This is a genomic window from Thermonema rossianum DSM 10300 (assembly GCF_000426825.1).
Classification (GTDB): domain Bacteria; phylum Bacteroidota; class Bacteroidia; order Cytophagales; family Thermonemataceae; genus Thermonema; species Thermonema rossianum.
In genome coordinates, this window is the sequence record NZ_AUGC01000004.1 from 223,480 (window position 1) to 250,195 (window position 26,716).

Below are 26,716 nucleotides of genomic sequence, written 5' to 3' on the forward strand. Positions count from 1 at the left end.
AAAACCGGCAGCTGCCCTTAAAGGGCAGCTGTAATTTTTTGACATGATTTTTACAAAAGATATTTCGTTGTAACCATCAAAACATAAAGTAAAAATGAAAAAAGTATTATCAATTCTGCTTCTTTTAACCTTTCTCACTTTTTGGAGTCATGCCCAAACCCTTGTGCCTTACAACTGTGGCGACAAGTGGGGCTATGCCGATGAAACAGGCAAGCTGGTGCTGCCCTGCCGTTACCTTGAAGCAGGAGAGTTTGTAAACGGAAAGGCAGTGGTACAAACGACGGAGGGCTATTTGGTGATTGATGAAAAAGGCAAAGTAATTATAGAGAGGGGACGAGAGGAGCTCCTGCAACGTTTTTCACCCAAATATATACTTACAGTTACAGTGAACAATGAGGCATCTTTTATTGATTTAACAACCGGAAAGGAGTATCCCTTTACTGGAGACAAAAAAAATACGGAATTTGTATTCTTAGTAGAAAATGACAGGGCGTGGTTTTTAGAACGCCAAGCAGGTTTTCTTTATCTCTCTGTTTGGGATATCATAAGCCGGGAGTGGATAATAAGACACGCTCAAGTAGTTTATAATACATTCTTCATTATTGACGAGAGAGAAGAAAAGTTTGTCACGCATCTGAGAAGACAAGGATGGGTCCTTTTGAAGAAGGATGGCAAGATGGGGCTTTGGAGCATAAAAGAAGGTGAATTGGTGCCTTTTAATTACGAAAAAATATCTGTTGACCCCTTTGAAGACGATAAATTCCCTACGCAGTTTTTAAAGGTGTATAATCAAGGGAAGATGGGGATTTGGTCCATTCCGTTGAAAAAAGAAATAACCCCTTGTGTATATGTCCCTTCTCTAAGGCCTCTTTATTCATCTCTTTCAAATAAGCTATTTGCTTTGCAGAGGAAGGAGCCCTCAGGAGCTACCAAGATAAGGGTCGCCTACATTGACATAGGCTCTCCCAATGAAATACATGTAGGAAATGCCGAATTCGACGACTTGGTAGATAAGTTTGACCTTGAAGCACTTACCTACTTAAAGAGCCCGGTTAATAACGGTCTATTGGCTGTGAAAGTAGCTGATAAGGTAGGGTGTATTAACCTTAAGGGCGATTGGGTAGTGCCACCTAACTACGATGAAGTGATTACTGCCCGTTGGGATTATCGCGGTCCTCTTTTAGTTCCGGTAAGGAAAGGTAAAAAATGGGGGGCTTATAGTGCATGGCAAAAAAAAGAAGTATTACCTGCAGAATATGATATGGTAGGACCGCCTTGCAATGGTTATTTGACTGCTCGTGATTTTTATGTTGACCCAAAGGCTTGGAAGCGTTTCGATATATGGAAGCATAAAAAGTGGGGAGGAAATATCCTATTTGATAGCCTTGGAAAGGAGCTTTATCGCGCTCCGGAGTCTATTTTGATAATGCCCTTTTCCGATAGCTTGCTTCTATGGACTTATAAAATGCCTAAAACGGGGATGAAAAGGGATGAATATCTCTCATGGTATTTTATGAATTGGCACACAAATGAAAAGAAACCTTCTCCTTCTTTCTTTGTGTATAGTAACTTCCCGTTAAACGACCTCACCAATACACCTTTTTGTGATGCAATTTCAAAACAATACGGCTTGTTTGTTTCTAAATGGTTATATGGCGAGGAGCAATATAAAGATTATGAAACTGACGGTATTAATTTTGTCAATAGGAATGGGGAATTCGCACTGCCTTGGCTCTTAGGGGCAAAAGGTATAAAGGATGTAAAAGACAATATTTTGATTACAGAACCTTCCAACTATGTGCTATCCCCCATGAAATGGACGGTAGGCTATATTGTAGACTTAAGTCTCAAAAAGGTGCTTTACTCGGTAGATAGCTCCACGGCTTACCTGCCCAATAAAATCTTATCGAATCGTTTTGTAGAGATGTCTAATACCAATAGCTATCCATCTAAAGTGAACGTATATGACCTGAAACGCCGGAAGCTCGTTTTCAAGGAAGAAGAAGCTTCGAAAATCAAACAGCTCGAAATAATAGCTGATGGTTATTTGATTACATTCCCTGAAAAAGGGGAGGGTAAGTTGTTTGGGCTTTTAGCCGATGAGCCGGCTCTGATCGGTTCAATATATAGTCGGGACGATTTTAAACTATTTTATAAACCTGTAAAAAATCTTCTGCACGACGGAATACCTGTTTTGTTGTATCTAAGAAAAAAAGCTTTCATTAATGCTAAAGGTGAGCAGCTTTTGTCATTACAGGATGACGTCAAGGAGCTTTATCGGTGGGATCCGGAAGATGTATGGGCAAGTATTGGAAAAGATACTGTGCACTGGGGTGTTTCTGAAAGAGGAATTATCATAGATCCTATCAAAAATTTAACTGTTTTTGATTATCCCTTATATGCTGATATCAATTTAAATTTTATCAAAACAAAAGGAGCCTACCACCTCATCAACACCCGCACGGGCAAGGTGGTATATTCCAGCGAATACCCCATTTACCCTACACACAACGAAAAGATATACCGCGTTACCTACAAGGATAAAGACGGCAGAAGACACGCCGGTTATATCCACCTCAACGGTACCCGCTATTGGAAAGAATAAAGACAAGGTGAACAGAAAAAAGCGGCAGGCATCATTCCGGTGCTTGCCGCTTTGCTTTTTTAGTCAATGATAGATTTTTCTAAGAAGCTGTATCAAAAATCTTTCGTTTGAACTCATACAACTCGCCCAGATAATACTTGCGCACGTCCGGGTCGTTGACCAGCTCTTCGGGCACGCCCGAGCGGAATACCTTCCCTTGTGACATGACATACGCCCGGTCGGTAATAGAAAGCGTTTCATCTACGTTATGGTCGGTGATGAGAATGCCCAAATTTTTGGCTTTCAGCTTATATACTATCTTTTGTATTTCTTCTACGGCAATGGGGTCAACTCCTGCAAAAGGTTCATCCAGCAGCAAAAACTTGGGGTTCGAAGCCAAGGCACGCGCTATCTCGGTGCGGCGGCGTTCGCCCCCGGAAAGCACCTTACCCAAACTCTTGCGCACATGCGTAAGGCTGAACTCTTCGAGCAGCTGCTCGGCACGCTCTTTCTGTTCTTTCTTGGGAATGCCCGTCATCTCGAGCACGGCCAGCAGGTTCTCTTCCACGCTCAGGTTGCGAAACACCGAAGCCTCCTGTGGCAGGTAACCGATGCCGCGCCGGGCACGGCGGTACATGGGCAGGGGGGTGATGTCTTCATCACCCAGGTAAATCTTGCCTTCATTGGGCTTAATCAGCCCTACAATCATGTAAAAAGAAGTGGTTTTGCCCGCACCGTTGGGCCCCAACAGCCCCACGATACTGCCTTGCTCGACCTCCACCGATACCTGGTTCACTACCTTGCGCTTGCCGTATTGTTTGAGTAAGTTCTCTGCACGTAAAATCATATGGAATTGTTTGGTTGCTGCCTGAAAATACAAATATACAACAAAGCCCCGGAAACGGCAGGACTTACCGGAGGCGGCGGTAAGCCACCAGGCGGTCGGGGCGCCCCGGCGCTACCCGGTAATACAAAAAGCCTTCATACACATTGCGGCTTTCCTGAAAGTTGCCTTCCCAGGGGGTGATATGGCACTGCCCGCTGCTGTCGGGGGTGGCATAGGCATAATCATAAATGCCTTGTTTGAGCAAGAGTGTAGCCGTGAGTGCCTGCCGGCTGCTGTCGTAATGCATGCGGCTCGCTTCCCGGCAGTGGCGCCCGTTGAAAGCCCCCACCACATAGACCCCTTGGGGCGGTATGCTGTCGGTCTCCAAATAAAAATGCACCTTCACGTAGTCGCTGCCCGTATGGGGATAGTCATTGTCGTAGTTTTTTATCAAAAACAGACCGTTCATGTCGTTGCGTGTGAAATAAGGCGCCGGGCGGCGGCTTTTGTCTTTTCCCAAATGCAGACGGACGAGCGAGTCGCCGCTTTCCGGGTAGAACACTTCTGCCACATGAAAACCCAGAAAACGCAGGCTGCCCGCGTCGAAGCGGCGATACTCATTGCCTCCTTCCCATGATTGTTTGCCCGTGAAATCGCGGTATTCGATGCGTTGCTGCAGCTCGTCGAAGCGCGAGGGGGTATATAAACGGCGGCTGTCTGCTTCATAGTTCTGCTGCACATACAAGCGCAACTGCTCTTGCGGATAGCTGATGCTCAGCTGTCCGGAGGTGTATTCTACCACCCAGCTTACTTGCTGATGGCTGCTCAACTCGGCAGGCAGGGCACTGCTTTGCACTTCGCCCCGCAGGCTTGCGGCGCCGGTTTCATACACCATAAAACGGCGGCTCAGCACCGGGCGCCCGTCGGGGCGGCTATATACGGTCAGCAGGTAATTGCCCGAGTGTTTTACCGGCGGCACATCGAAACGGTAGTGCACATAGGGCTGCCGGGTTTGAAATGAAAAGCTGTAGTCGGTAATGTTGAACTCGTTGTAACTGTCGAGATATTCATTTTCGGGCAGTGTCGAAGGAGTCCAGTCATGTTGGCAGTGCTGTATTTTTACATAGAAATCGCGCACGTCTTCGCCCAGGTCATCAAAGCGTAGGCGCAGGTGCTCATCGCCGCCCAAAGCAATGACCGGCGGTTCGGTGAGTAGCTCTTGTTCGCCGCGTACCGGATACAACAAGTCAGTGTATATGTCGGCATGGTAGCGGTGGTCGTCATATACGAGCGGCACTTCGTCTTTTTGTACCGGGTAGTTTACCGGCATGCAGGCGGCTGCTATCAGACTCAATGCGAGCGCGAAACCATAGGCTGTTTTTCTTTCCATGATTGTTGAAACTTTTCAAAAATATGGGCATTCAGTTGCCTGTCAACCATCACTTCCATGACTGCCATGCCCTCCCGGGAAACGAAAGCTTCCCATTGACTTTCAAAATCAGCGGTGCTGTGCACCTGAAAGCACGGAATGCCGTAGTGTGCCATCAAAGAGGCGGCCCGGCGCTGATGGGGCGTTTCGAAGAAAGCAGGTCCTTCGTCTTGCCGGCGTGGTCCATCGATTAAACGGAAAATACCGCCGCCTTGGTTGTTTATTAAAATAACTTTGAGGTTCAATGTGTGTGGCGCTTCCCAAAAAGCATTGCTGTCATAGAAGAAGGCAATGTCGCCGGTGAGCAGGAACACCGGGCGGTCATCGACACGTGCGGCGCCCAAGGCGGTGCTGGTGCAGCCGTCGATACCACTGGTGCCGCGGTTGGCGCGTACGACCACATCACGGCGACTGCGCAACATCTCTACATAACGTACGGGGCTGCTGTTGGCTACGTAGAGCAGGGCGTGGGCGGGCAGCTGCTGCAACAGTTGTTGGGTGAGCCACAACTCGTGCAGTTCATTTGTTTTTGCAGGGAATGCGTCTTGCAGAAAGGCATCGTAGGCAGTTGTCAGCTCTTCTATGCGGTTTCGGTAGTCTTTTGCTTTAGGTGAAAAGCGGCGCGCGGCTTCCCGGAAGAAAGCGGCTTCATCGCAGCGCAGAATATGGGTAAGTGCACGGAAAGGGTCTGCTACCTTGCCTGCCGGACGTATGTGCCAATGCTGCGCGGGTGGGCACGCCCGCAACAGCAGTTTGAGGGGCTTCGACAGCACACTGCCGCCCACGCTAACCAGCAAGTCGGGGGCAAGGTCTTGCGGCAGGATGTTGGGATAGGGAAGGCCCGAGTGGTAGGGGTAGTTTGCCAGACGCCCATGTACCACGGGCACATGCAGTTGGTTGCAAAACTGCTCAATGTGTTCGTAGAAAGGCATAGGGGAGTGGCTCTGCCCCGCCAAGATTAGGGGGCGGCGGGCTGCTTCCCACAGCTTCTCCAACTGTTGCCAATTGCTTTCGCTCAGTGTTTGTGTTTCGGCGGGCAGCTCTTCAATGCAGCGGGGGGCGTCGTCGAAAGTGAGAGGGGCGTGTGGGGCAGGGTAAAGAGGTTCCCGGAAAGGGCAATTGACATGCACCGGCCCGCATGGGAAACGCATGGCTTCGTTGTAGGCTTCGTTTATTGAGCGCAGCAGATGCCAGCGTGCGTCTTGGTGTTCATAAGAGACGGGCAGTTGATAGGCGGCTTTTACGTGCGGAGCAAACAATTGTCCTTGATGGATGGCTTGTCCGTCTTGTTGGTCTATCCATTCCGGCGGTCGGTCGGCAGTCAATACCAGCAGGGGCACTTCCAAGTAAAAAGCTTCTACCACTGCCGGGGCAAAATTGACGGCTGCCGTGCCGGAGGTACAAACCAAAGCCACTGCCTGACGGAGGGTTTGTGCCATGCCCAAGGCTTGGTAGGCAGCACTGCGCTCGTCGTGCACCACATAGGTTTTGATTTGGGGGTGGCGCGCAAAAGCCAGGGTCAGAGGTGCCGAACGTGAGCCGGGGCTGACAACCACGTGGCGTAAGCCCCGTGCGGCCAACAATCCCACTATTTGATATGCTGCATGATAGGCTTTCACTACTCTTTCTTCTTCGATTTACTGCTTGTTTTCTTTCCTTTGCCTTTGCTTTTTTTCTTTTCTTGATATTCGGCAATCAATTGTTCGCACTCTTCCACACTCAGACTTTCGGGGTCTTTGCCTTTGGGCAACGACACATTGAGCTTGCCTTTTTTGATATAAGGTCCGAAACGCCCCTTCAGTATCTGAATGCCGGCTTCGTCAAATACTTTGATGGTACGCTCGCGGTCGGCTTGCCGTTTGTTCTCTATGATTTCGATGGCGCGGGCTTCGTCTATGGTGAGCGGGTCATCTTCTTTTCCGAGACTGTAAAATTTGCCGTCGTGCAGCAAATAAGGTCCGAAACGCCCTATGTTGGCAACGATGGGCTTGCCTTCGAAGCTGCCCACTTCGTGCGGAAGCTTAAACAGTTCCAGCGCTTCTTCGAGGGTGATGGTTTCCATCAGCTGCCCTTTGCGCAGGCTGGCAGACTTGGGTTTTTCGTCATCGCTGCCGTCCCCTATTTGCACATAGGCACCGTAGCGCCCGAGCTTCACATACACCGGCTCGCCCGTTTCGGGGTGGGTGCCCAGCAGGCGTTGGTTGGGCACATCCTTGCGGTCAATGAGGGTGGTGGCTTCCACCTTGGGATGGAAGTGGTCGTAAAACTCGCGCAGCATCTTTACCCAGTTGAGCTTGCCTTGTGCTATTTCGTCGAAGGCAGCTTCTATTTTGGCAGTAAAGGAATAGTCCATCACATCGGCAAAGTGCTGCATGAGAAAGTCGGTAACCACCATGCCGGTATTGGTAGGGAACAGCTTGTTTTTTTCTGCTCCGTAGATTTCGGTCTTTTCTTCTTCTTTGATGGATTGCCCTTGCAATACCAACTCATGATAAGTACGCTCTTTGCCGGGGCGGCTTTCTTTCACCACATAACCACGCTTTTGTATGGTAGAAATCGTAGGCGCATAAGTAGAAGGACGCCCGATGCCCAACTCTTCGAGCTTGCGTACCAGGCTGGCTTCGGTGTAGCGTGCCGGCGGGCGGCTGAACCGTTCGGTGGCTTTCATGCTTGCCAGCGTTAAACGCTGCCCTTCTTTAAGCGGGGGCAGGGCTTTGTTTCCGCCCTTGTTGCTTTCTTCGTCTTCCTCGTCGCTTGATTCCATATACACCGTAAGGAAGCCGTCGAACAAGATGACCTCACCTTCGGCGGTGAGTTGCTCGGGGCGGGTCGATATGTCGATGGTAGCGATGGTGCGCTCTATTTGTGCATCGCTCATTTGAGAGGCGATGGCACGGCGCCAAATGAGTTCATACAGGCGCTGTTCGGCGCTGTCGCTGCTTACCTCCAGGCGGCTGAAGTCGGTAGGGCGAATGGCTTCGTGTGCTTCTTGGGCACCGCTCGCTTTGGTTTTATATTGGCGTGGCTGACTGTAGGGGCTGCCAAAACGTTCAATAACGACCTCTTTTGCCATGTTGATGGCTTCTTGCGACAGGTTGGTGGAGTCGGTACGCATGTAGGTAATATGCCCCGACTCATAGAGCCGTTGTGCCAAGGTCATGGTTTGCGCTACCGAAAAGCCCAGCTTGCGCGAAGCTTCCTGCTGCAGGGTAGAAGTGGTGAACGGAGGGGCAGGCGAGCGCTTCGATGGTTTTTTTACCAGTGCCGAAATGGTGAAAGCCGCCTGCCGGCAGTCTTCCAGAAAACGGCGCGCTTCTTCGAGCGAAGGCAGGTTTTTTTTCAGCTCTGCCTGCAGCTGCTTTCCGTTGCCCAAGTCAAAGAGGGCTACTACCTTGTAGGAGGCGGTGGGCCGGAAAGCCTCGATTTCTCTTTCACGCTCTACAATGAGGCGCAGGGCCACCGACTGCACGCGCCCTGCCGATAAGCCCCATTTGATTTTCTTCCACAAAATAGGCGACAGCTCGAAGCCCACCAGACGGTCCAAAATGCGGCGCGCCTGTTGGGCATTGACCAAATCTATGTCTATTTGACGGGGGGTTTTTATCGCATTCAAGATGGCATTTTTGGTGATTTCCCGGAATACGATACGCTTGGCTTTTTGCTCGTCCAGGCCAAGGGCTTCTTTCAGGTGCCAGGAGATGGCTTCCCCTTCGCGGTCGTCGTCAGTGGCCAGCCACACGGTCTCGGCTTGCTTGGCCAGGGTTTCCAGCTTCTTGATAATATCTTTCTTCTCTTTATCTACTTCGTAGGTGGGGCGAAAGTCATTTTCTATATCTACGGCCAGCTCGCCTTTGGGCAGGTCGCGAATATGACCATAGCTCGATTGCACTACAAAATCTTGGTCTTTTAAATATTTTTCAATGGTTTTGGCTTTAGCGGGTGATTCTACTATCATTAAATTCTTGGGCATTGCTCTTGGGTTTTGTTTTGGTAAGACCGGTATTTAGAGACTGCAAAAAAAGAATAAATCTTTCAATTCAGTAGAAAGCCTTTTTTCTTTTTTGTGTGTAAGGTATTTTACAAAAAGAATTGCAAATATATAAAGCTTGTTTTTCAATGGCTTCAAAAACACCTGATTATTTTATCTTTACGAAGGTAATTTTTTATTTAAAACTACAAAGATGGAGAAAAAGTTGATTTTGATTCGTCATGCGGAAGCGGAAGAAGGCGCCCTGTCCGACAAAGAGCGGGCGCTTACGCAAAGAGGTATCCGGCAGGCCTATTTGCTGAGTGAATGGATGCAACAGCAGCATTTTTTACCGGCACTTATTGTGCACAGCAGTGCCCGGCGCTGCCGCGAAACCGCGCAGCTGTTGGCTGAGCGGTTGAATATAGCAGCCCTTCAAGAAGAAGAGCGCCTCTATAATGCTTCCATGCGGCAGATAGTGGAAGTGCTGGAGCAGATGTCCGGGCCGGTCGAGAGCCTGGCTTTGGTTGGGCACAATCCTTATTTAAGCTACTTTGCCGAGTGGGTAACGGGTGAGCCGCTGGGTAGCTTGTCGCCTGCTTCGGCAGTGGCTTTGAGCCTGCCCGTTGACGACTGGACAATGCTTAGCGGACAGATGGCTACACTGCTGGGGCGCTTCGACGCCGTATATTGAAAATGATAAAAATCAGCAAACAAAATGAGTTGAATCATTGGAAAAGCAAGAGGGGCTATGTAATTTTAAGATAAGTCAAAGCTATATGTTTAACCCTTCACTAAACCCCTCTTGCCATGATCGCAACACATGAACTTTCCGGAACCACACAGCTCTTTCAGCCGGGGCAGCCAAGCATAGAAGCTGGCTTGTTGCCGGGCGGTAAGCCTGCCGCCTCGCTGCGCCTTTTGTCTTTTGACAAAGAAACGGTGGCAATGCTTTATTTGCCGCAAAATCCTGATTCTTGGGAGGTATTGAGTGCCAACGAAGTGATTTTATATTTAGACAAAGGGGCTGTTTTGAAGGTTGTCCTTAGAGGACGTCATTTACTGATGGAACTGTCCGGTTTATTGCCACATGAACAATGCTCGTTTAGACATGATTTTGAGCATCCGCCAAAGCGCATACGGGAGGTGGTATGGCAGGAGCATGTTTTGTATCTGTCCATGTGGTAATTCATACACAAGCGATTCTATCATTTACTAAAAAATGCACACAAACAAAACTCAACAATATGCATAAGAACACTATTGACCATGTAGTGGTAGCTACCGATTTTTCCGATAATGCCGACCGTGCCTTGCTTTATGCCATTGAGCTTTGCCGCAGACTGGGCGCCGACCTTTCGCTTTTCCATGTACTTACTTTTGACAAATTGGACAAAGGCGAGGAGGCTGTGGCAGCCATAGAGGCCAAGATGGAGAGTCTGCGCAAAAACTACCTCTACAACAAAGACGTGCGCTATCGAACCACCTATATCAAAATAGGTAAAGACAGAGAGGCCGAACTTCTCTCTATTTTTAAAGAAGCACCGGTAGATTTGCTACTCATGGGAACCAGTGGTGCCGGAAAAACCATGCGTCTATTGGGAAGTACGGCATCTTTTATGTTACATGCCGCACCTGCGCCTGTATTACTGATTCCGCCACATACAACTTTTGCCCCCATCCGCCATATTACCTTTGCTTGTGACTATGAGCAAATACAAAGCTTAGAGGAAATTAAGCCACTGGCCGTTTTTGCCAAACTTTTGCAGGCAGATGTGCGTATTTTACACGTGCACCCGCAACCGGCCAATATGCCGTTGGGCACTGCCATGAAGAGCTTGGCGGTAGACAGCCTGTTTGAGGAAGTAGAACATGAGTTGGACTTTGTCCGGGGCAGCAACCCGGAAGCCGGCATAAAGCAATATTTGGAAACAACGCCTACCGACTGTCTGGCGATTAAGCCACGAAAGCATGAGCGCGGTTTTTGGCAAAAACTATTGACCCAATCGGTCAGCGATTCTCTTATAGGGTTCTTGCCCATTCCGGTATATGCTCTGTAATAGAATTGTGTTTTATTCTGTAATGTATAACCCAAAATAGTTTTGTTTATGAAGCGTATCCTCGTACCTGTCGATTTTTCACAAGAATCTTTATATGCACTTGATTTTGCGTACCAGCTGGCGAAAGCCAAGGGGGCTGTTATTGACCTTTTCCATGTAGTAGAAAGTTATTTGCATGTATATGCCGACATAGACGGCGTGCGTATCGTGCAAACCGATGAAGAAAAGGCCTATGAGCTATTTATGACTAAAATAGCCCAACAAAAACTACAGGCTTTGGCTGCTCAGTACAGTGATGTGGAATTGGAAGTATTCTTGCAAATTGGCAACTTCATGCAAAGCATCGCTGAAAAAATTACTGACAAGCCGGTAGATTCCATTATTATGGGGTCACATGGCATCAGCAACCATGATTATGAATATGTAGGTAGTAATACAGAAAAGGTGATTCGTTATGCCAAGGTGCCTGTATTGGTAATTAAAGACAAAGTATCACCCGAAGATATTAATGATATCGCGCTTTTCAACTCGCTTTACGAAGAAGACATGAGTGATGCGCTCATTCAGCATTTAGCCCATTTGCAAGAAGCCCTCAACGCCCGCTTGCATGTGGTACGGGTCAATGTGCCCGGGGATGTGATGCCCTATCGTGAAGCCAAGCGGCGCGCCGAGGAATGGCTCGACAAGCATGGCATCAGAAATTACAATATTGCCGAATATGCCGACATAGATGAAGAAGAAGGGTGTTTGCACTATGCCGAAGATTTTGGGATGGACATGATAGCCATTGGTACGCATGGGCGCCGTGGTCTGCGTCGTCTGTTGAGCCCCCGCCCCAGCATTGCAGAAGAAGTGGCTATGCACGCCAAGCTGCCGGTATGGACCTTCAATGTGGAAAAAGGAAAATGATGCCCCCATGTCCAAGCATGACTTTGCAGTGGTGGAATACTGGAAAAGCCTCTTAGAGGCATTCCGGCAAGGCGATGAGGCTTCGTTGAAAATACTCGACGAAGCCTTGCAGTCTGCTTGGACCAACCCCTGGGCTCTGGATTTCTTTATCACTCAGCAACAGATTTACATGCATCGCCTGCGCCGGCGAACGAAAGACCGTCGTTTACGCGAGCATTGCCTGCACATATGCCGGCAGTGGGAGGGCACGTTTTACACACTCACCCTGCCCGATGAAGAACTGCTGCGGCAGGTCTATTGTCACCCCGACGCGCGCCTAAGCTGAAGGTGTTTCTTTGATTTCCCACCCCAACAGGCGGTAAATATCATTGACATATTGACGGTGGTTGGCAAGGCGTGGCACTTTGTGTTGCCCGCCGAGCTTGCCCCGCTTTTTCATCCATGCTTGAAAGGTACCTTGGGGCAGTACACGTATCAGCGGTGCAGTTAGTGCGAGGTCATGCTGCCGTTTGGCATCATAATCCGAGTTGATTTCCCGCAAACGCCGGTCAAGTGCTTCGCCAAAGGCATGGAGGTCATGGGGCATGGAGGCAAACTCAATCAACCACTCGTGGGCGCCTTTGTTGCCGTCGCCCAAATACACCGGGGCTACGGTGTAGTCTGTAATGGCAGCCCCCGTTTTTTCACAAGCGAAGGCGATGGCGCGCTCTGCGTTTTCGACCATTACTTCTTCGCCAAAAGCATTGATGAACTGCTTGGTGCGGCCCGTAATTTTGATTCTATGAGGATATAAAGAAGTAAACTGCACAGTATCACCAATGAGGTAGCGCCATAAGCCGCCATTGGTACTGATGACCATGGCATAGTTTTTTCCCATTTCTACTTCATCAATCCAATAAGCTTTAGGGTGCTCTTTGCCCAGTTCATCCATGGGGATGAATTCATAAAAGACACCATAATCGAGCATGAGCAGCATGTCGTCGCGGCTCAGGTCATCTTGCAGGGCAAAAAAGCCTTCCGAAGCATTATAGACTTCCATGAAACGCAAACCGGGCGCTATGCGCTCAAACAGGGGGCGGTAGGGCGCAAAAGCCACTGCACCATGAAAGAATACTTCAAACTGTTGCCATATTTCTTGTACATATTGCTTGCCTTCGCTTTTGAGCAGCTCTTCGAGCAGCACCACTGTCCAGGTGGGCACCCCCATGATGGCAGTAATGTTGCTGTTGCGCAACTCGCGTATCATGGCCTGTATTTTTTCTTCCCAGTCGGCAAGCAGAGCCACCTGAAGGGAAGGCGCGCGGAACCATTGCGCCCAAGCCGGAAGGTTCTGCATGATTACTGCCGACACGTCGCCGACACGCACTCTTGAGTTGCCCTCGTGTGGGTGGTGTGTTCCGCCAATGGAGAGGGCTTTCCCGTTAAATACACGGGTATCGGGGGTGTTTTCCAGATAAAGAGTGAGCAGGTCTTTGCCTCCCTGAAAATGACAGTAGTGCAAAGACTCCTTGGGTACGGGTATGTATTTGCTCCGGTCATTGGTAGTGCCCGACGATTTGGCAAACCAGCGCACTTGCCCGGGCCACAGCACATCCCGCTCACCTTGCATCATGCGTTCTATGAAAGGGTAAAGCTGCTCATAGGAGGAAACGGGTATCCGCTCCCGGAAAGTGTCGTAATGTTTAATTTCTTTAAAGCCGTAGCGTTTTCCCCATTCGGTTTTTTGCGCACGATGCAGCAAATGGCGCAGTTGAAAATCCTGTGCCAGAGCCGGCTTCTCCATAAAGAAGCGAATGCGCCGCATAGCGGGCCGAAACCACCAGCTTGCCAATCGGTTTATGTTGAGCATGAAGCTAAAAGCAGTTTGTTGATATATCTGCAAAATTAAAGATTTTTGCTTGTCTTGCTAACTATTTTCATATCTTTACCTTGCCGCTTGCAAATGAGCCTCTTGGCGGGGAGTTTAGGACTCCCACAAGAAAACATGGTATTTTGGATTTGATTTTGTCCGAATAAATACATTTATTTGCAGCGTGTTTGACTAAAAATTAAACGACGATGTCAGAGATTGCAGAAAAAGTAAAGAACATTATCGTTGAAAAGCTGGGAGTAGATGCTTCAGAAGTAACTCCCGAAGCAAGCTTTACCAACGACTTAGGAGCTGACTCCTTGGACACTGTTGAGCTCATCATGGAATTTGAAAAAGAATTCAACGTTTCTATTCCTGATGAGGATGCAGAAAAAATCTCAACAGTAGGTGAAGCAATCGCCTACATCGAAAAGCAGTTGGCTTCCTAATCTCATCGCAAAGCGATTGCCAATGAAGGTAAGAAGAGTAGTAGTTACAGGAATAGGCGCGCTGACCCCCATCGGCAACACCGCTCCCGCTTATTGGGAGAACCTTGTCAAGGGGGTGAGCGGCGCCGCTCCTATTACCCGCTTCGATGCGTCGAAATTTAAAACGCGCTTCGCTTGCGAGGTAAAAGGATTTGACCCGCTGGATTTTATTGAGAAACGAGAGGTGCGCCGTATGGACGCCTTCTCGCATTATGCTATAGCTTCGGCCGAAGAAGCCATCAAAGACGCCGGGCTCGTGCCTGAAAAGCTGGACGTAGACCGTGTGGGCGTCATTTGGGGCTCCGGCATAGGCGGCCTTCTCTCTTTCCAGGAAGAAGTGCGCAATTATGTGGAAGGTGGTTGTGAGCCTCGTTTCAGCCCCTTCTTTATTCCCAAGATGATCTCCGACATTGCCGCCGGCCATATTTCTATCCGTTATGGCTTCCGCGGTCCCAACTATTGCACGGTGTCTGCTTGTGCTTCATCCACGAACGCCCTCATCGATGCCTTCAATTATATCCGCTACGGAAAGGCCGATGTGATTGTGGCGGGTGGCTCGGAAGCAGCCATCACCGAGGCCGGAGTGGGTGGCTTTAATGCTCTGAAGGCACTTTCAGAGCGTAATGACTCGCCCGAAACCGCTTCACGTCCGTTTGACAAGGACCGCGACGGTTTTGTATTGGGTGAAGGTGCCGGTGCCATTATCTTGGAAGACTATGAGCACGCTGTGAAGCGTGGCGCCAAGATCTATTGTGAGATGGTAGGTGGCGGTTTATCGGCAGATGCTTACCATATCACTGCGCCTCATCCGGAAGGCTTGGGAGCAGCAGCGGTGATGAAGAATGCTTTGGAAGACGCCCAAATACCGCTCGATGCCATTGATTATATCAATGTGCATGGTACTTCTACGCCCTTGGGCGATATAGCGGAAATCAAAGCCATTCAAAAGGTTTTTGGTGAGCATGCCTACAAGATAAATATCAGCTCGACCAAGTCGATGACCGGTCACTTGTTAGGGGCAGCAGGGGCAATAGAAGCCATCGCCTGCATCCTTTCGATTGTGCATCAAACCGTGCCGCCCACCATCAACCATTTCACCGATGACGAGGAGATCGATCCCAAGTTGAACCTCACCTTTAACAAAGCTCAAAAGCGTGAAATCAATTACGCATTGAGCAACACATTTGGTTTTGGAGGACACAACTGCTCTGTAATATTCAAAAAATTTGAAGAATAAGTGTGGCGTAACTTATTAGCCTATTTTTTTGGAATATATCGTAATGAAAAGGAAAAAAGGCTTGCTTCCTTCGTAAAAAGACTTACAGGACGCAAGCCTTTTCATATTGAGTTTTACGATTTGGCATTCCGGCATACCTCGGCGGCTGTTCGCCTGCCCAACCGTTCGTTTGTGCTTTCCAATGAGCGTTTGGAGTACTTGGGCGATGCCGTACTGGGTGCTATCATTGCCGACTATCTGTATCGTAAATATCCTTTCAAAAACGAAGGTTTTTTAACAGAGATGCGTTCGCGCATGGTGAGCCGCGATACACTGAACGACCTGGGCGAGCGTCTCGGCTTTATGGATTACATACAGTACGAAGGCAACCGTCATACCGGCTCTTTTCGCTCGATGGTAGGTGATGCTTTTGAGGCTTTTGTAGGGGCTTTGTATCTGGATAAAGGCTTTTCTGCTACGCGTCACATTATTATTCATAAAATCATCAAGCCGCATGTCGATGTAGAGCACTTGGCGCAGACGCCGCGCAACTTCAAATCTATGCTTATAGAATGGGGGCAGCGCAATGGCAAGAACATACGTTTTGAAGTGATCGACGTAAAAACAAGTGGCAGCAGGCGCCAATTTTTGGTGCATGCCCTCGATGGCGAGCAGATATTGGGCAAAGGACAGGGGCTCACCAAAAAGGAGGCAGAGCAGGATGCTGCCAAAGAAGCCTGTGAAAGCCTGAATTTGGTATGATAGATTGAACTGAGTGGAGGAGGTGTTTTGCTCCCGTGTTACTCAAATAAGTTTTCTTCCAAGTCCATTTCTTCCAAAATATGTGCGGCTGCCTTGCGTGCGGTAGCCTCGTCGGCATTCATTGGCATATCGGGATGATAAAGTAAGCGTATGAGTATTTTATCGATGGGGGCGTAGTCGGTGTAGGTAGTCCATCCTTGATAAAATATACTTTTTTTGTATCGGTAACTGTCGCGCATGAGTCCCAATAATTGGGTGAGCTCTTCTCTTATCAGATGCTTTACTTGATTGCCTTTGGCTCTGAACACATCTACATACATGGTAGCATAATAAATTTCGCCCAATCCATTCCATCGCGTAAAGAAAAGGCCCCAATTTTTGTCGGTGTATTTTTTTGCCTGTGGCTCTATTTTTACATAGGTATCTGCCGAGCCGAAAACAATCAACAGGTTGGCATCCCGTTTTCGTTTTGCCTCCGTAAAGGTGAGCCCGGTGAGCACATGTAACTCATCGATGACGCGCCTAAGCTCCGCTTCATATTCCGGATGGGGCTTGCCAATGACATAATAGTGGATATCTTTTCGCCATTTCTTGATTCGTTGATGGCTGTTGTTGAATTCGCTGCCTAAGGCTACTTCTATAAAATAGTTGATGATTTTTTTAGCATTTGCTTGAGCAAAGCCGGGAGGGGGAAATGCGCCTGCCAACAACAAGACAAGACAAAACCGAAAAAGAAACGTTTTCATAAAGCAAAACTGGTGAACGACCTTTACCATTGCATGAGTTTTTCTATTTCCTGCTGCAAAGCTTGTGCCGCTTTACCGGCAGCGCTTGCAAAATCATGCTTGTTTGATGCATAAATAATCCCGCGCGATGAATTGATAAGCAGTCCGCCGGCCGCATTGCTGCCATATTGAAGCACACTGCGCAGGTCGCCCCCTTGGGCGCCTATGCCGGGTACCAAGAAGAAATGGCGGGGAGCCAATTGGCGAATATGGCGCATGGCTTCCGGTTGAGTAGCGCCGACTACATACATCATACGCTCATGAGATGCCCAGGTGCTGCTTTTTTGAATCACCGCTTCGTAGAGCTTACGCCCATCGTCAAGTGGAAGCTCTTGGAAATCTGCACCACCTGCATTGGAAGTGCGTGCCAAGACAATCACCCACTTGCCGGGATAGTCGAGAAAGGGAGTAATGCTGTCTTTGCCCATGTAAGGCGAGAGGGTGACGGCATCGAACTGAAGTGTTTCGAAGAAGGTGCGTGCATATAGGGCTGCCGTATTGCCTATGTCGCCACGTTTGGCATCGGCAATGCGAAAAACATCTTTGGGCATATATTCCATGGTGCGGGCCAGGCTGTCCCACCCACGGGCACCTAAAGCCTCATAGAAAGCCAAGTTGGGCTTGTAGGCTACCGCATAGGGATAGGTGGCATCAATAATCTGCTTATTGAATTCGAAAATGGGGTCGGGGCTGCTGTGTAAGTGGGCCGGTATCTTACGAATGTCAGCATCTAAGCCCACACAAAGCATGCTTTTCTTTTGTTGAATGAGTGCACTTAGTTCGGTATATAGCATAAAAACTGGCTTGATTAGAGAAAAGGACTGAAAAAGATGAAGCAAAAATCTGAAATAATCTAAACGGAAACAAGTAAATAGCAGAAGGCAGGAAGCAAAAAGACTATTTTAAGCGGGCTTCAACATTTGCTTTAGTCTTTTAATTTGTAAATTTGTTATAAAATAAATACAAAAAACAGAAAAGCGTTATGACTTACTATTATAAGTTAGGGGAAATACCTCCGAAGCGCCACATACAATTCCGTCAGCCCGATGGCAGCCTTTATCAAGAAGAGCTCGTAAGCTCGAAAGGATTTAGTGGCATCTATTCCAATCTTTACCACATTTACCCACCTACAAGGGTAGAAAAGGTGCTTGAGTCGGTACCTTATGGGGTAAAGCCTTTAAAAGATCGTCCGCTGTTACAAACCCACTTGAAAACTTCGCAGGTTGGCACCACAGGCGAAGATTACCTCGAGGCACGCAAGATGCTTATGGTCAACAACGATGTGCACATAGGGATTTGCAATCCTTCCGGCAAGCAAATGGACTACTACTACAAAAACGGCGAAGCCGACGAGCTTATTTATGTGCATGATGGCAGCGGGTGGCTGTATTCCCAGTTTGGCAAACTGCGCTTTCAAAAAGGCGACTATATTGTGATTCCGCGCACTACCATTTATAAAATGGCTTTTGATGAGGGCGAGGTGCGCCTGTTGGTATGTGAAATATTCTCACCCATAGAAACCCCGCGCCGCTATCGCAACGAGCTGGGGCAGCTGTTAGAACACTCGCCTTTCTGTGAGCGTGACATCCATCCACCTTCAGAGCTCATTACCGAGCGTGAGCAAGGCGAGTATTTAGTGAAGATAAAGAAAAATGGCTTTTTGCATCACTATGTGTATAAACACAGCCCCTTCGACTTGGTAGGGTGGGACGGCTTCCTGTATCCCTACACCTTCTCTATCTACGACTTTGAGCCCATCACTGGGCGCATCCATCAGCCGCCGCCGGTACACCAGACCTTCCAAGCGCATAACCTGGTGGTTTGCTCGTTTGTACCCCGTTTGTTTGATTATCACCCCTTGGCTATTCCGGCACCTTACAACCACTCCAACATAGACTCCGACGAGGTGTTGTTTTATGCCGAAGGTGAGTTTATGAGCCGCAAAGGCATTGATCGGGGCTCCTTTACCTTGCATCCGGGCGGGTTGCCACATGGACCGCATCCGGGGATGATAGAAAAAAGTATAGGCAAGAAAGAAACCCACGAGTATGCCGTGATGATTGACACTTTCCGGCCGTTGTACATTACCGAAGAGGCGCTGCCCTATGTGGATGAAAATTATCCGATGAGCTGGAAAGAGTAGTTGCCGGTTAGGAGGTCAGGCGAATGCGCCGGGTGCAGAAGTCATACTCGGCCGCTTCGTTTGAGCTGATGATGACAATGCGTTCTTGTATGCACTCCAATACATGCCGCTTATACCAAGCGGCATTTTCTTTATCTAAGTTCATCGTGGGTTCGTCCAGCAGCAGCAGGGGGGTATTGCTAAACAGCGCTAAGCTGAGTTGTACTTTTTGACGCATGCCCGAAGAAAAAAAGCGCAGGGGTTTGTGGCGGTGGGGGCGCAGATTCAAGACATCGAGCCACTCTTCATGGGAAAAGCGCAGGGGCTTGAATTGATGATGAAAATGATAGACTTCATCGAGGGTGAAGTCGGGCGGGATGCGCAAATAAGGCGCCGCCCAGCTCAATAACTGAGGGTATTGGTCTATGTCGATGGCTTTGCCTTGCGGGTCACGATAAATCACCTTCCCTTCATTCGAGGGCAGCGCAGCAGCTATTATTTTCATAAGGGTAGATTTCCCACTGCCGTTGGCGCCTACGATGGCAGTGGGTTGCCCCGGTTCAAAAACAAAAGAAAAGTGGCGAAAAAGCCACTCTCTTTCAAATTTTTTTCCTATGTCAACAAGCTCTACCTTGCTTAATTGCATACCTTATTCTATTCTTCGGTGGCATGATTGGCTGTATGATGCCCGGTGCGGATGATGCCACGTTCTGATTTGCGGATGAAGTCAAGGATGGCGTCCCGTTCGGGGGTAGGCTCAAAGGTGCTTTCAATGATATTCAGCGCCTCGGTGGTGTTGTAGCCTTTCAGGTAAAGGGTGCGATAAATTTCATGTATTTGGTAAATCTGTTCGTTGGTAAAGCCACGACGGCGCAGGCCTACCCGGTTCACGCCCAGGTAAACGACCGGCTCGCGGCCGGCTTTCACATAGGGCGGTATGTCTTTGCGCACCAGTGACCCACCGGCAATGATGGCATGGGCGCCAATACGCGAAAACTGATGAATGGCAGAAGTGCCCCCTATGATAGCGTAATCACCTACTTCTACATGCCCGGCCATCTGCACGGCATTCACTATCACGCAGTTGTTGCCCACCATGCAATCGTGGGCTATATGGGCATAAGCCATCAGTAAGCAATTGTTGCCTACTACGGTTTTTCCACTGGCCGACGTGCCGCGATTCACCGTGACGCACTCGCGAATGGTGGTGTTGTCGCCAATGATGGCGTAGGTCATCTCACCACCGAATTTCAGGTCTTGGGGGATGGCCGAAATAACAGCACCGGGGAATATGCGGCAGTTTTTACCAATGCGGGCACCGTCTAAGATAGTAACATGAGGACCAATCCAGGTATTGTCGCCAATTTCCACGTCGCCGTGAATGACCGTGAAGGGCTCAATGGTTACGTTTTCACCTATTTTGGCGTCGGGGTGTATCCAAACTAAGTCTTTATTCATCATTTTTTTTCTTCGTCTTTCCTTACAATACTTGCAGTCATATCTGCTTCGCAAACAAGCTCATTGTTTACGTAAGCATCTGAGTGCATTTTAATGATGCCACGCTTGATGGGGGCTGTGATGCGGCAATGATAAATGATGGTATCGCCCGGGTGCACCATTTTCCGGAAACGGCAGTTATCGACTCGCAGCAGGTAAGTCCAGTAGTTCGAAGGGTCGGGTACTGTATTGAGCACCAAAATACCGCCGGTTTGCGCCATTCCTTCTATTTGAAAAACACCGGGCATGACAGGGTTGCCGGGGAAATGTCCTTGAAAGTAAGGCTCACCTATGCTCACGTTTTTTACACCTACTACCTGCTCGTCGTCCAAATAAATGATCTTATCGACGAGGCAGAAGGGATAGCGATGGGGGAGCATCTCGTACATCTGCGTGGCAGTGAGTACGGCAGGCATCCCCGGATGAAATTGCTTAATGTCGTTTGATGGATTTTTTTCCATATATGCTTTTATTTTCTTGGCAAACTGCACGTTGGCATGATGACCGGGGCGGGTTGCTATCACATGGGCTTTGAGTGGGCGCCCAAGCAAAGCCAAATCGCCTATGAGGTCGAGCAATTTGTGGCGTGCCGGCTCGTTGTGGAAGCGCAGCTCCAGGTTGTTCAATATGCCGTTGCTTTGTACGGCTACTTCTTCCTTGTCAAAGAGGGCTGCCAAGCGTTCCAGTTGGGCAGCTTCTACGGGCTTTTCCACAATGACAATGGCATTTTGCAAGCTGCCGCCCTGTATGAGCCCTTTGCTGTAGAGGTATTCTACTTCGTGTAAAAAGCAAAAGGTGCGGCAAGGCGCTATTTGCTTGGGGTAGTCGTTCCAGTCGAAGAGCATGGCGTGCTGACTGCCCATGACCGATGAGTTGTAATCCACCATGACCGTGAGGCGGTACTCATCGGCCGGCAGCGCCACAATTTCTATTTGGCGGTCTTCATCGCGGTAGTAAATGGGCTCATCGATGCAAATATATTGACGGAGCGCATTTTGCTCTTCTTTGCCTGCTTGCTGCAAGAGCTCTACAAAAGGCGCCGAGCTGCCGTCGGCAATGGGGGGCTCAGGTCCGCTCAATTCAATGCGCACATTGTCTATTTGCATACCCATGAGCGCAGAAAGCACATGCTCGACGGTGTGCACCTGTGCGCCGTTTTCTGCTAAGACAGTACCGCGCTCCGTGGCCACTACGTTGTCCACATGGGCACGCACTTCGGGCTTGCCTTCGAGGTCGGTACGTATGAAGCGGATGCCGTAGTGAGGAGGTGCGGGATGAAAGGTCATCACTGCTGTTTTGCCGGTGTGAAGACCTACCCCCTCGAAGCTGATGCTTTGTTTTATGGTATGTTGCTTTAAATTCATGCTGTTGTCTTCTTGAAACCAAAATGGCACTGCCCGCAAATTTACTACTTTTTTCTACTTCTTCAACTTAATTGGTTAAGCTTGCGCCACAATTCGGGCAGTTTTCGCAAGACGGCTTGCACTCTGTAATATTTCGACATGGGCATGGCCGGTGAGCCTTGCCACTTGCCGCCCTCTTCGCTGATGGTGTCCAGAATACCCGACTGCGCCCCAATAATGGTTTTGTCGGCTACTTTGATGTGTCCTACAAATCCTACCTGGCCGCCAATCATGCAATGATTGCCTATTTCGGTAGAGCCGGCAATGCCTGTTTGAGCAGCAATGACGGTGTGCTTGCCGATGATTACATTGTGTGCTACCTGTATGAGGTTGTCGAGCTTGGCACCTTGCTTCACCAGGGTTTTGCCGAGGGTGGCACGGTCGATGGTGGTGTTGGCACCTACACGCACGTAGTCTTCCAGTTCCACGATGCCTACCTGCGGAATGGGGTGGTAGCTGCCGTCTTCTTGGGGGGCAAAGCCGAAACCTTCGCTTCCGATGACAGCCCCGGCATGAATCACACAGTGCTTGCCTATGACACAGCCTTCGTAAATCTTTACACCGGCATGAATTACTGTATGGTCATCGATGCTTACGTTGTCGCCAATAAAGGTGTGGGGGTATATCTTTACGTGTTTACCAATGCGCACATTTTTACCTATGTACACGAATGGGGCAACATAAACACCTTCACCCAACCGGCTTCCTTCCTCTATGTGAGCGTTGGCGGCAATGCCCTGTTGGGCGTCTTGTTTCAGCTGTTGGTATTGTTCGAGCAGGCGGGTAAATGCCAGATAAGCATCTTTGACACGGATGAGATTTGTATGAAGCGCCTGCTTGGGCTCGAAGTCCTGATTCACGATGACGGCCGTCGCTTGGGTAGTATAAATGAAGGGCTCATACTTGGGGTTGGCTAAAAAAGCAATGCTTCCTTCCTGCGCTTCTTGTATTTTGGCTATGGTAAATACTTCAGCATGGGGGTTGCCTTCTACAGTACCGCCCAACATTTGGGCAACTTGTTCCAAGGTGAATTTTAGCATGATACGGCTGATTTCTTAGTTGTATTTTGCCCAACAAACATAATACTTTTTTACCATTTTTTTGAGTGCTTTTATATTGGGCAGGTCCGAGGCTTCGGCTATATCAATAAGTTTGCCGTCTTTGCGAAGCACCTGTATAGAGCTGCCTTTGGTCTGATAGGCAGTGTTTTCGGTGGACCCTTGTATGAGGAAATAAGGCAGGTAGCCGGCGGCAGGCAGCTTTGCCAATATTTCTTGCTTCCTTTCTTCTATCCAGGCAGCAGGCAAAGGGGCAGGGCTGAGCCTTACTTTAAATAGCCGGCGCTCGAGCAGCCGGCGGCTGAGTTCCGACAGCACGTAGTCCGGGTGGTCTGTCCATTGTTTGATGGCAGCCCAAATGTCGTAATCGTCCAGCGAGGTGAATGCTTTGAGGGTTTCTTCGCTTTCATGGAAGTTGTTTTGCCGGATGCGATTAAGCAAGAAAAAGCTGAGGGCCGGGGTGGCCGGCAGCGAAACGCCTGCCTGTGCCAATTCTTTGGCGCGCCGCATGATTTGAACAATCATTTGCTCGGTGGCGATGGTGGTTTTGTGAAGATATACTTGCCAGTACATGACACGCCGTGCAGTCAGGAAGTTTTCAATGCTGTAAATGCCTTTTTCTTCTATCACCAATTCATCATTGACCACGTCAATCATTTTCAGCAGGCGGGCAGCCCCGATGGTGCCTTCTTGCACACCTGTGAAGTAACAGTCACGTTGGAGGTAATCGAGGCGGTCCATATCCAGCTGGCTACTTACCAGTTGGTGAAAGAAGGGGCGTTCGTATTCGTTGCAAAAAATACGAATAGCCAGGTGGAGGGCGTTATTAAATTGCTCGTTGAGTTTTTGCATGATGAGCAAGGACAGTTGCTCGTGATGAACGCCTTCCAGAATGGTGTATTCAAGGGCATGCGAAAAGGGACCATGTCCTACGTCGTGCAGGAGTATGGCTATTTGGCAGGCAAGTGCTTCTTCGTCGCTAATGTCAATGCCTTTTGAGCGGAGGGTGTCCAAAGCGATGCCCATCAAATGATAGGCGCCCAAGGCATGATGAAAGCGGGTATGCAGTGCACCCGGATAAACATATTCGGTCAAGCCCAGTTGCTTGATGCGCCTGAGCCGTTGAAAATAAGGGTGTTCTATGATGCTGAAGACCAAGGGGTGGCTGATGCGTATAAAACCATGTACCGGGTCGTTGATAATTTTGTATGACTTTTGTGGCATAAAAACGGTCGTTTTTCGCAGTTGAATGTTAAATTAAGGAAAATAAAACAAGCAAAGCTTATGCAACAATACAGAATTCTATGGGCAGACGATGAAATTGACTTGCTGAAACCACACATATTGTTTTTAAAACAAAAAGGCTATGAGGTAGTAGCCGTGAACAGTGGCACGGATGCGCTGGAACGTATTCGTGAAGAGCCTTTCGATATTGTGTTTTTGGATGAAAACATGCCCGGCTTAACAGGCTTGGAAACCTTGGTAGAGATAAAAGAACATAAGCCTGATTTGCCGGTGGTGATGATTACCAAAGCCGAAGAAGAGTCTATTATGGAAGAAGCCATAGGCGCCAAAATAGCCGATTACTTGATTAAGCCTTTGAATTCCAGCCAAATCCTTTTGTCGGTAAAAAAAATACTCGAAAACCGCCGCATTGTCAGCGAAAAGGTCAACCTGGCATATCAGCAGGACTTCCGGAACATCAGCATGGCATATATGGACCGCTTGAGCCACGATGAATGGGCAGAAATCTACAAAAAACTGGTGTACTGGGAGATAGAAATAGAAAATACCGAGGAGCAAAGCATGGAGGAGGTGCTCGAAAGCCAAAAGTCAGAAGCCAATACCAATTTTGTGAAGTTTATCAAGGAGAATTATGAAGACTGGCTCAACGAGCCCAATATTGACCGCCCCATTCTGTCGCATCAGCTCATGCAGAAAAAAGTATTTCCCCTGCTAAAAAAGATGGGGGAAAACGATACGCTCTTTTTTATATTGATAGACAACCTGCGCTATGACCAATGGCGTGTGTTGGCACAAGAGATTAGCCGCTATTTTTATATAGTGGAGGAAAGTACCTACTATTCCATTTTGCCAACTACTACGGCTTATGCCCGCAATGCCATTTTTTCGGGTATGCTGCCCGATGACATGGCAAAATTTTACACAAAATGGTGGGTAGAAGACACCGAAGAGGAAGGAAAGAACTTGCACGAAGAGGAGTTTTTACGCAACCAGCTGGATAAGTTTGGCTTCCGTCATATACGCATGGCTTACCATAAGATACTGACCAATGCGCAGGGGCGCACGGTGAATGAGCAGTTTGCTCAATTGAAGAACAATCATTTGAATGCTATTGTGTATAATTTCGTGGATATGCTTTCGCATGCACGCACCGATGTGGAGATGATTCGCGAGTTGGCCCCTGATGAAGCGGCTTATCGTGCGCTCACACATACTTGGTTTATCCATTCGCCACTTTTCGACTTGCTCAAAAAAATTGCCGAACATAAGCTGCCTTGCATCATTACTACCGATCATGGCACCATACGGGTGCGGCGCCCTTTCCGTATTGTAGGCGACCGGGAAGTAAATACCAACTTACGGTATAAACACGGAAAAAACCTCAGTTTTAAAGATGAAGGAAAGGTATTGGAAGCCCGCAAGCCCGAGCGTTTCCACTTGCCCAAGCAGCACGTATCTACCAGTTATGTGTTTGCTACAGAAGATTACTTCTTCGTTTATCCTAACAACTACAACTATTACGTCAATTTCTTTAAAGATACCTTCCAACACGGCGGTATTTCCTTGGAGGAAATGATTGTGCCTTTTGTGTATTTGGAGCCTAAGTAACAGGAACTTACCTTTAAAAAGGTCCGGCAGGAAAGGTGAAAATATTGCATTACTAAGGTAAAATATTACTATCTTGAGACAAGGTGCTGTTTGATGACCGTTGAAAAGCGTGTATTTTTGCGGTTCAATCATTTCAAAATACCTATGAAAAAAACACCTTTGAACTTGATTGCCGGCTTGATTTATGCGCCATTGATGGGTTTGATATTGGTGCTTTTTCATCCCATCAATATGCTGACAACCTACATGGGCTACCGCATGCAGATGCGTGCCATTCATGCCATGATGTGGAGTTTGATGAACTCGTTGCTCATACTGGGCATTCGCTTCAAAGTGGAAGGCAAGGAGCTGCTTGACCGCTTACCTGATGACCGTCCGCTGATTTTGGTGAGCAACCATCAGAGTGTTTTCGATATTCCGGCTATCGGGTGGGTCTTTCGCAAGAAGCACCATCCAAAGTTTATTTCCAAAAAAAGCTTGATGTACAACATACCGAGCGTATCATGGCATTTGCGTCATGGCAAGCATGTGTGCATCGACAGAAAAGACAAAGAGGGCGCACTAAAAGCCATCAAAGCATTTGCGGAAGTCATACGCCGCGAAAAGCTTGCGGCTTGTATTTTTGCAGAAGGTACGCGCGCGCGCGATGGCAAGCTGAAGCCTTTCAAAACGGCCGGATTTGAGCAGTTGGTGACTTGCATGCCCGAAGCCGTGGTGGTGCCTATTGCTTTGGAAAACTTCTGGAAGCTCACGTATCATAAGCTGCTTTACATGCCTATAGGCATTACCGTGCGTTTGCATTTGTTGGGAAAATACGAAATCGGTGATTTTGAATCGCCCCAGGCTTTGCTGCGGCGTTGCGAAGAAGACATCCGGCGTTGCCTGGGGCAGCCGGCAGCCGCATAAGA

At 48.6% G+C, this 26,716-nt stretch carries 24 protein-coding genes; 12 read left to right on the forward strand and 12 right to left on the reverse strand.

Features of this window, described 5'->3' with window-relative positions; translation table 11 throughout:
• Positions 1-94 precede the first annotated feature (94 nt).
• Positions 95-2,605: a WG repeat-containing protein gene (locus K384_RS03220; protein ID WP_038029307.1), complete on the forward strand. Its 2,511-nt coding sequence runs from the start codon at positions 95-97 to the stop codon at positions 2,603-2,605.
• Between the two features lie 79 nt (positions 2,606-2,684).
• Here the strand turns inward: K384_RS03220 and lptB are convergent, their stop codons facing one another.
• The 4 genes from lptB to topA form a co-directional block, all read right to left on the reverse strand.
• Entirely contained in the window at positions 2,685-3,431 is a 747-nt protein-coding gene (lptB, locus tag K384_RS03225; RefSeq protein ID WP_038029309.1) for an LPS export ABC transporter ATP-binding protein, read from the reverse strand.
• A gap of 64 nt (positions 3,432-3,495) precedes the next feature.
• A complete protein-coding gene (locus K384_RS03230) occupies positions 3,496-4,800 on the reverse strand; it encodes a type IX secretion system plug protein (protein ID WP_038029311.1) in 1,305 nt (434 codons plus the stop codon).
• Positions 4,761-6,458 (reverse strand): 2-succinyl-5-enolpyruvyl-6-hydroxy-3-cyclohexene-1-carboxylic-acid synthase, encoded by a 1,698-nt coding sequence (gene menD / locus K384_RS03235; RefSeq protein WP_051633077.1) that lies wholly within the window; start codon positions 6,456-6,458, stop codon positions 4,761-4,763. Before menD ends, K384_RS03230 begins: the two co-directional genes overlap by 40 nt.
• Positions 6,458-8,809 (reverse strand): type I DNA topoisomerase, encoded by a 2,352-nt coding sequence (gene topA / locus K384_RS03240; RefSeq protein ID WP_038029314.1) that lies wholly within the window; start codon positions 8,807-8,809, stop codon positions 6,458-6,460. Before topA ends, menD begins: the two co-directional genes overlap by 1 nt.
• 211 nt (positions 8,810-9,020) lie before the next feature.
• Here topA and K384_RS03245 point away from each other — a divergent pair, with 211 nt between their 5' ends.
• From K384_RS03245 to K384_RS03265, 5 genes are all read left to right on the forward strand, one after another.
• Positions 9,021-9,500, forward strand: coding sequence for a SixA phosphatase family protein (locus tag K384_RS03245; RefSeq protein WP_038029315.1), 480 nt, complete (start codon positions 9,021-9,023; stop codon positions 9,498-9,500).
• A gap of 116 nt (positions 9,501-9,616) precedes the next feature.
• Entirely contained in the window at positions 9,617-9,994 is a 378-nt protein-coding gene (locus tag K384_RS03250) for a hypothetical protein (protein WP_038029316.1), read from the forward strand.
• 59 nt (positions 9,995-10,053) lie between these two features.
• On the forward strand, positions 10,054-10,866 hold the full coding sequence (locus K384_RS03255) for a universal stress protein (RefSeq protein ID WP_038029317.1): 813 nt from the start codon (positions 10,054-10,056) through the stop codon (positions 10,864-10,866).
• A 48-nt stretch (positions 10,867-10,914) separates the two neighbouring features.
• Positions 10,915-11,775: a universal stress protein gene (locus K384_RS03260; RefSeq protein WP_038029318.1), complete on the forward strand. Its 861-nt coding sequence runs from the start codon at positions 10,915-10,917 to the stop codon at positions 11,773-11,775.
• A 7-nt stretch (positions 11,776-11,782) separates the two neighbouring features.
• Positions 11,783-12,100, forward strand: coding sequence for a hypothetical protein (locus K384_RS03265; protein ID WP_157630035.1), 318 nt, complete (start codon positions 11,783-11,785; stop codon positions 12,098-12,100).
• Here the strand turns inward: K384_RS03265 and K384_RS03270 are convergent.
• A complete protein-coding gene (locus K384_RS03270; RefSeq protein ID WP_038029508.1) occupies positions 12,092-13,624 on the reverse strand; it encodes a GH3 auxin-responsive promoter family protein in 1,533 nt (510 codons plus the stop codon). The two genes, K384_RS03265 and K384_RS03270, sit on opposite strands and share 9 nt — an antisense overlap.
• Positions 13,625-13,833: 209 nt before the next feature.
• On the opposite strand from K384_RS03270, the gene K384_RS03275 reads away from it, so the two are divergent.
• The 3 genes from K384_RS03275 to rnc are packed head-to-tail and all read left to right on the forward strand — an operon-like array spanning position 13,834 to position 16,090.
• Complete coding sequence (locus tag K384_RS03275; protein ID WP_038029320.1) at positions 13,834-14,073, forward strand: acyl carrier protein; 240 nt, start codon at positions 13,834-13,836, stop codon at positions 14,071-14,073.
• A 22-nt stretch (positions 14,074-14,095) separates the two neighbouring features.
• Complete coding sequence (gene fabF, locus K384_RS03280) at positions 14,096-15,349, forward strand: beta-ketoacyl-ACP synthase II (protein ID WP_038029321.1); 1,254 nt, start codon at positions 14,096-14,098, stop codon at positions 15,347-15,349.
• A complete protein-coding gene (rnc, locus tag K384_RS03285; protein WP_038029324.1) occupies positions 15,350-16,090 on the forward strand; it encodes a ribonuclease III in 741 nt (246 codons plus the stop codon).
• A gap of 38 nt (positions 16,091-16,128) precedes the next feature.
• On the opposite strand, the gene K384_RS03290 is transcribed toward rnc, so the two are convergent.
• Positions 16,129-16,836 carry a DUF2927 domain-containing protein gene (locus K384_RS03290; RefSeq protein WP_169737605.1) on the reverse strand — a complete coding sequence of 236 codons (708 nt, stop codon included), beginning with the start codon at positions 16,834-16,836 and terminating at the stop codon, positions 16,129-16,131.
• A gap of 23 nt (positions 16,837-16,859) precedes the next feature.
• Positions 16,860-17,669 (reverse strand): orotidine-5'-phosphate decarboxylase, encoded by an 810-nt coding sequence (gene pyrF / locus K384_RS03295; protein WP_038029325.1) that lies wholly within the window; start codon positions 17,667-17,669, stop codon positions 16,860-16,862.
• Positions 17,670-17,857: 188 nt separating this feature from the next.
• Between pyrF and K384_RS03300 the strand changes: the two genes are divergently transcribed.
• Entirely contained in the window at positions 17,858-19,018 is a 1,161-nt protein-coding gene (locus tag K384_RS03300; RefSeq protein WP_038029327.1) for a homogentisate 1,2-dioxygenase, read from the forward strand.
• A 7-nt stretch (positions 19,019-19,025) separates the two neighbouring features.
• Here K384_RS03300 and K384_RS03305 read toward each other — a convergent pair whose 3' ends face one another.
• From K384_RS03305 to K384_RS03325, 5 genes are all read right to left on the reverse strand, one after another.
• Positions 19,026-19,643, reverse strand: coding sequence for an ABC transporter ATP-binding protein (locus tag K384_RS03305; RefSeq protein WP_038029330.1), 618 nt, complete (start codon positions 19,641-19,643; stop codon positions 19,026-19,028).
• A gap of 8 nt (positions 19,644-19,651) precedes the next feature.
• Positions 19,652-20,455 carry an acyl-ACP--UDP-N-acetylglucosamine O-acyltransferase gene (gene lpxA, locus K384_RS03310; RefSeq protein ID WP_038029332.1) on the reverse strand — a complete coding sequence of 268 codons (804 nt, stop codon included), beginning with the start codon at positions 20,453-20,455 and terminating at the stop codon, positions 19,652-19,654.
• Positions 20,455-21,858: a bifunctional UDP-3-O-[3-hydroxymyristoyl] N-acetylglucosamine deacetylase/3-hydroxyacyl-ACP dehydratase gene (locus K384_RS03315; protein WP_038029510.1), complete on the reverse strand. Its 1,404-nt coding sequence runs from the start codon at positions 21,856-21,858 to the stop codon at positions 20,455-20,457. The genes lpxA and K384_RS03315 overlap by 1 nt, the downstream gene beginning before the upstream one ends.
• A 62-nt stretch (positions 21,859-21,920) precedes the next feature.
• Complete coding sequence (lpxD, locus tag K384_RS03320) at positions 21,921-22,937, reverse strand: UDP-3-O-(3-hydroxymyristoyl)glucosamine N-acyltransferase (RefSeq protein ID WP_038029335.1); 1,017 nt, start codon at positions 22,935-22,937, stop codon at positions 21,921-21,923.
• Between the two features lie 15 nt (positions 22,938-22,952).
• On the reverse strand, positions 22,953-24,179 hold the full coding sequence (locus K384_RS03325) for an HD domain-containing protein (RefSeq protein WP_038029338.1): 1,227 nt from the start codon (positions 24,177-24,179) through the stop codon (positions 22,953-22,955).
• Between the two features lie 60 nt (positions 24,180-24,239).
• Here K384_RS03325 and porX point away from each other — a divergent pair, with 60 nt between their 5' ends.
• Together porX and K384_RS03335 are read left to right on the forward strand one after the other, a co-directional pair.
• On the forward strand, positions 24,240-25,808 hold the full coding sequence (porX, locus tag K384_RS03330; protein WP_038029340.1) for a T9SS response regulator signal transducer PorX: 1,569 nt from the start codon (positions 24,240-24,242) through the stop codon (positions 25,806-25,808).
• Between the two features lie 144 nt (positions 25,809-25,952).
• Positions 25,953-26,714: a lysophospholipid acyltransferase family protein gene (locus tag K384_RS03335; protein WP_038029512.1), complete on the forward strand. Its 762-nt coding sequence runs from the start codon at positions 25,953-25,955 to the stop codon at positions 26,712-26,714.
• Positions 26,715-26,716 lie beyond the last annotated feature (2 nt).

Bases quoted from the DNA above. Each gene is read 5' to 3' on its own strand.
- K384_RS03335 (WP_038029512.1), top strand. From the start codon at position 25,953: ATGAAAAAAACACCTTTGAACTTGATTGCCGGCTTGATTTATGCGCCA.
- porX (WP_038029340.1), top strand. From the start codon at position 24,240: ATGCAACAATACAGAATTCTATGGGCAGACGATGAAATTGACTTGCTG.
- K384_RS03315 (WP_038029510.1), bottom strand. From the start codon at position 21,858: ATGAATTTAAAGCAACATACCATAAAACAAAGCATCAGCTTCGAGGGG.
- K384_RS03230 (WP_038029311.1), bottom strand. From the start codon at position 4,800: ATGGAAAGAAAAACAGCCTATGGTTTCGCGCTCGCATTGAGTCTGATA.
- K384_RS03265 (WP_157630035.1), top strand. From the start codon at position 11,783: ATGTCCAAGCATGACTTTGCAGTGGTGGAATACTGGAAAAGCCTCTTA.
- K384_RS03290 (WP_169737605.1), bottom strand. From the start codon at position 16,836: ATGAAAACGTTTCTTTTTCGGTTTTGTCTTGTCTTGTTGTTGGCAGGC.
- K384_RS03220 (WP_038029307.1), top strand. From the start codon at position 95: ATGAAAAAAGTATTATCAATTCTGCTTCTTTTAACCTTTCTCACTTTT.
- K384_RS03300 (WP_038029327.1), top strand. From the start codon at position 17,858: ATGACTTACTATTATAAGTTAGGGGAAATACCTCCGAAGCGCCACATA.
- fabF (WP_038029321.1), top strand. From the start codon at position 14,096: ATGAAGGTAAGAAGAGTAGTAGTTACAGGAATAGGCGCGCTGACCCCC.
- K384_RS03270 (WP_038029508.1), bottom strand. From the start codon at position 13,624: ATGCTCAACATAAACCGATTGGCAAGCTGGTGGTTTCGGCCCGCTATG.
- K384_RS03260 (WP_038029318.1), top strand. From the start codon at position 10,915: ATGAAGCGTATCCTCGTACCTGTCGATTTTTCACAAGAATCTTTATAT.
- K384_RS03305 (WP_038029330.1), bottom strand. From the start codon at position 19,643: ATGCAATTAAGCAAGGTAGAGCTTGTTGACATAGGAAAAAAATTTGAA.
- K384_RS03255 (WP_038029317.1), top strand. From the start codon at position 10,054: ATGCATAAGAACACTATTGACCATGTAGTGGTAGCTACCGATTTTTCC.
- lptB (WP_038029309.1), bottom strand. From the start codon at position 3,431: ATGATTTTACGTGCAGAGAACTTACTCAAACAATACGGCAAGCGCAAG.
- K384_RS03245 (WP_038029315.1), top strand. From the start codon at position 9,021: ATGGAGAAAAAGTTGATTTTGATTCGTCATGCGGAAGCGGAAGAAGGC.
- pyrF (WP_038029325.1), bottom strand. From the start codon at position 17,669: ATGCTATATACCGAACTAAGTGCACTCATTCAACAAAAGAAAAGCATG.
- K384_RS03275 (WP_038029320.1), top strand. From the start codon at position 13,834: ATGTCAGAGATTGCAGAAAAAGTAAAGAACATTATCGTTGAAAAGCTG.
- K384_RS03250 (WP_038029316.1), top strand. From the start codon at position 9,617: ATGATCGCAACACATGAACTTTCCGGAACCACACAGCTCTTTCAGCCG.
- topA (WP_038029314.1), bottom strand. From the start codon at position 8,809: ATGCCCAAGAATTTAATGATAGTAGAATCACCCGCTAAAGCCAAAACC.
- lpxA (WP_038029332.1), bottom strand. From the start codon at position 20,455: ATGAATAAAGACTTAGTTTGGATACACCCCGACGCCAAAATAGGTGAA.
- K384_RS03325 (WP_038029338.1), bottom strand. From the start codon at position 24,179: ATGCCACAAAAGTCATACAAAATTATCAACGACCCGGTACATGGTTTT.
- lpxD (WP_038029335.1), bottom strand. From the start codon at position 22,937: ATGCTAAAATTCACCTTGGAACAAGTTGCCCAAATGTTGGGCGGTACT.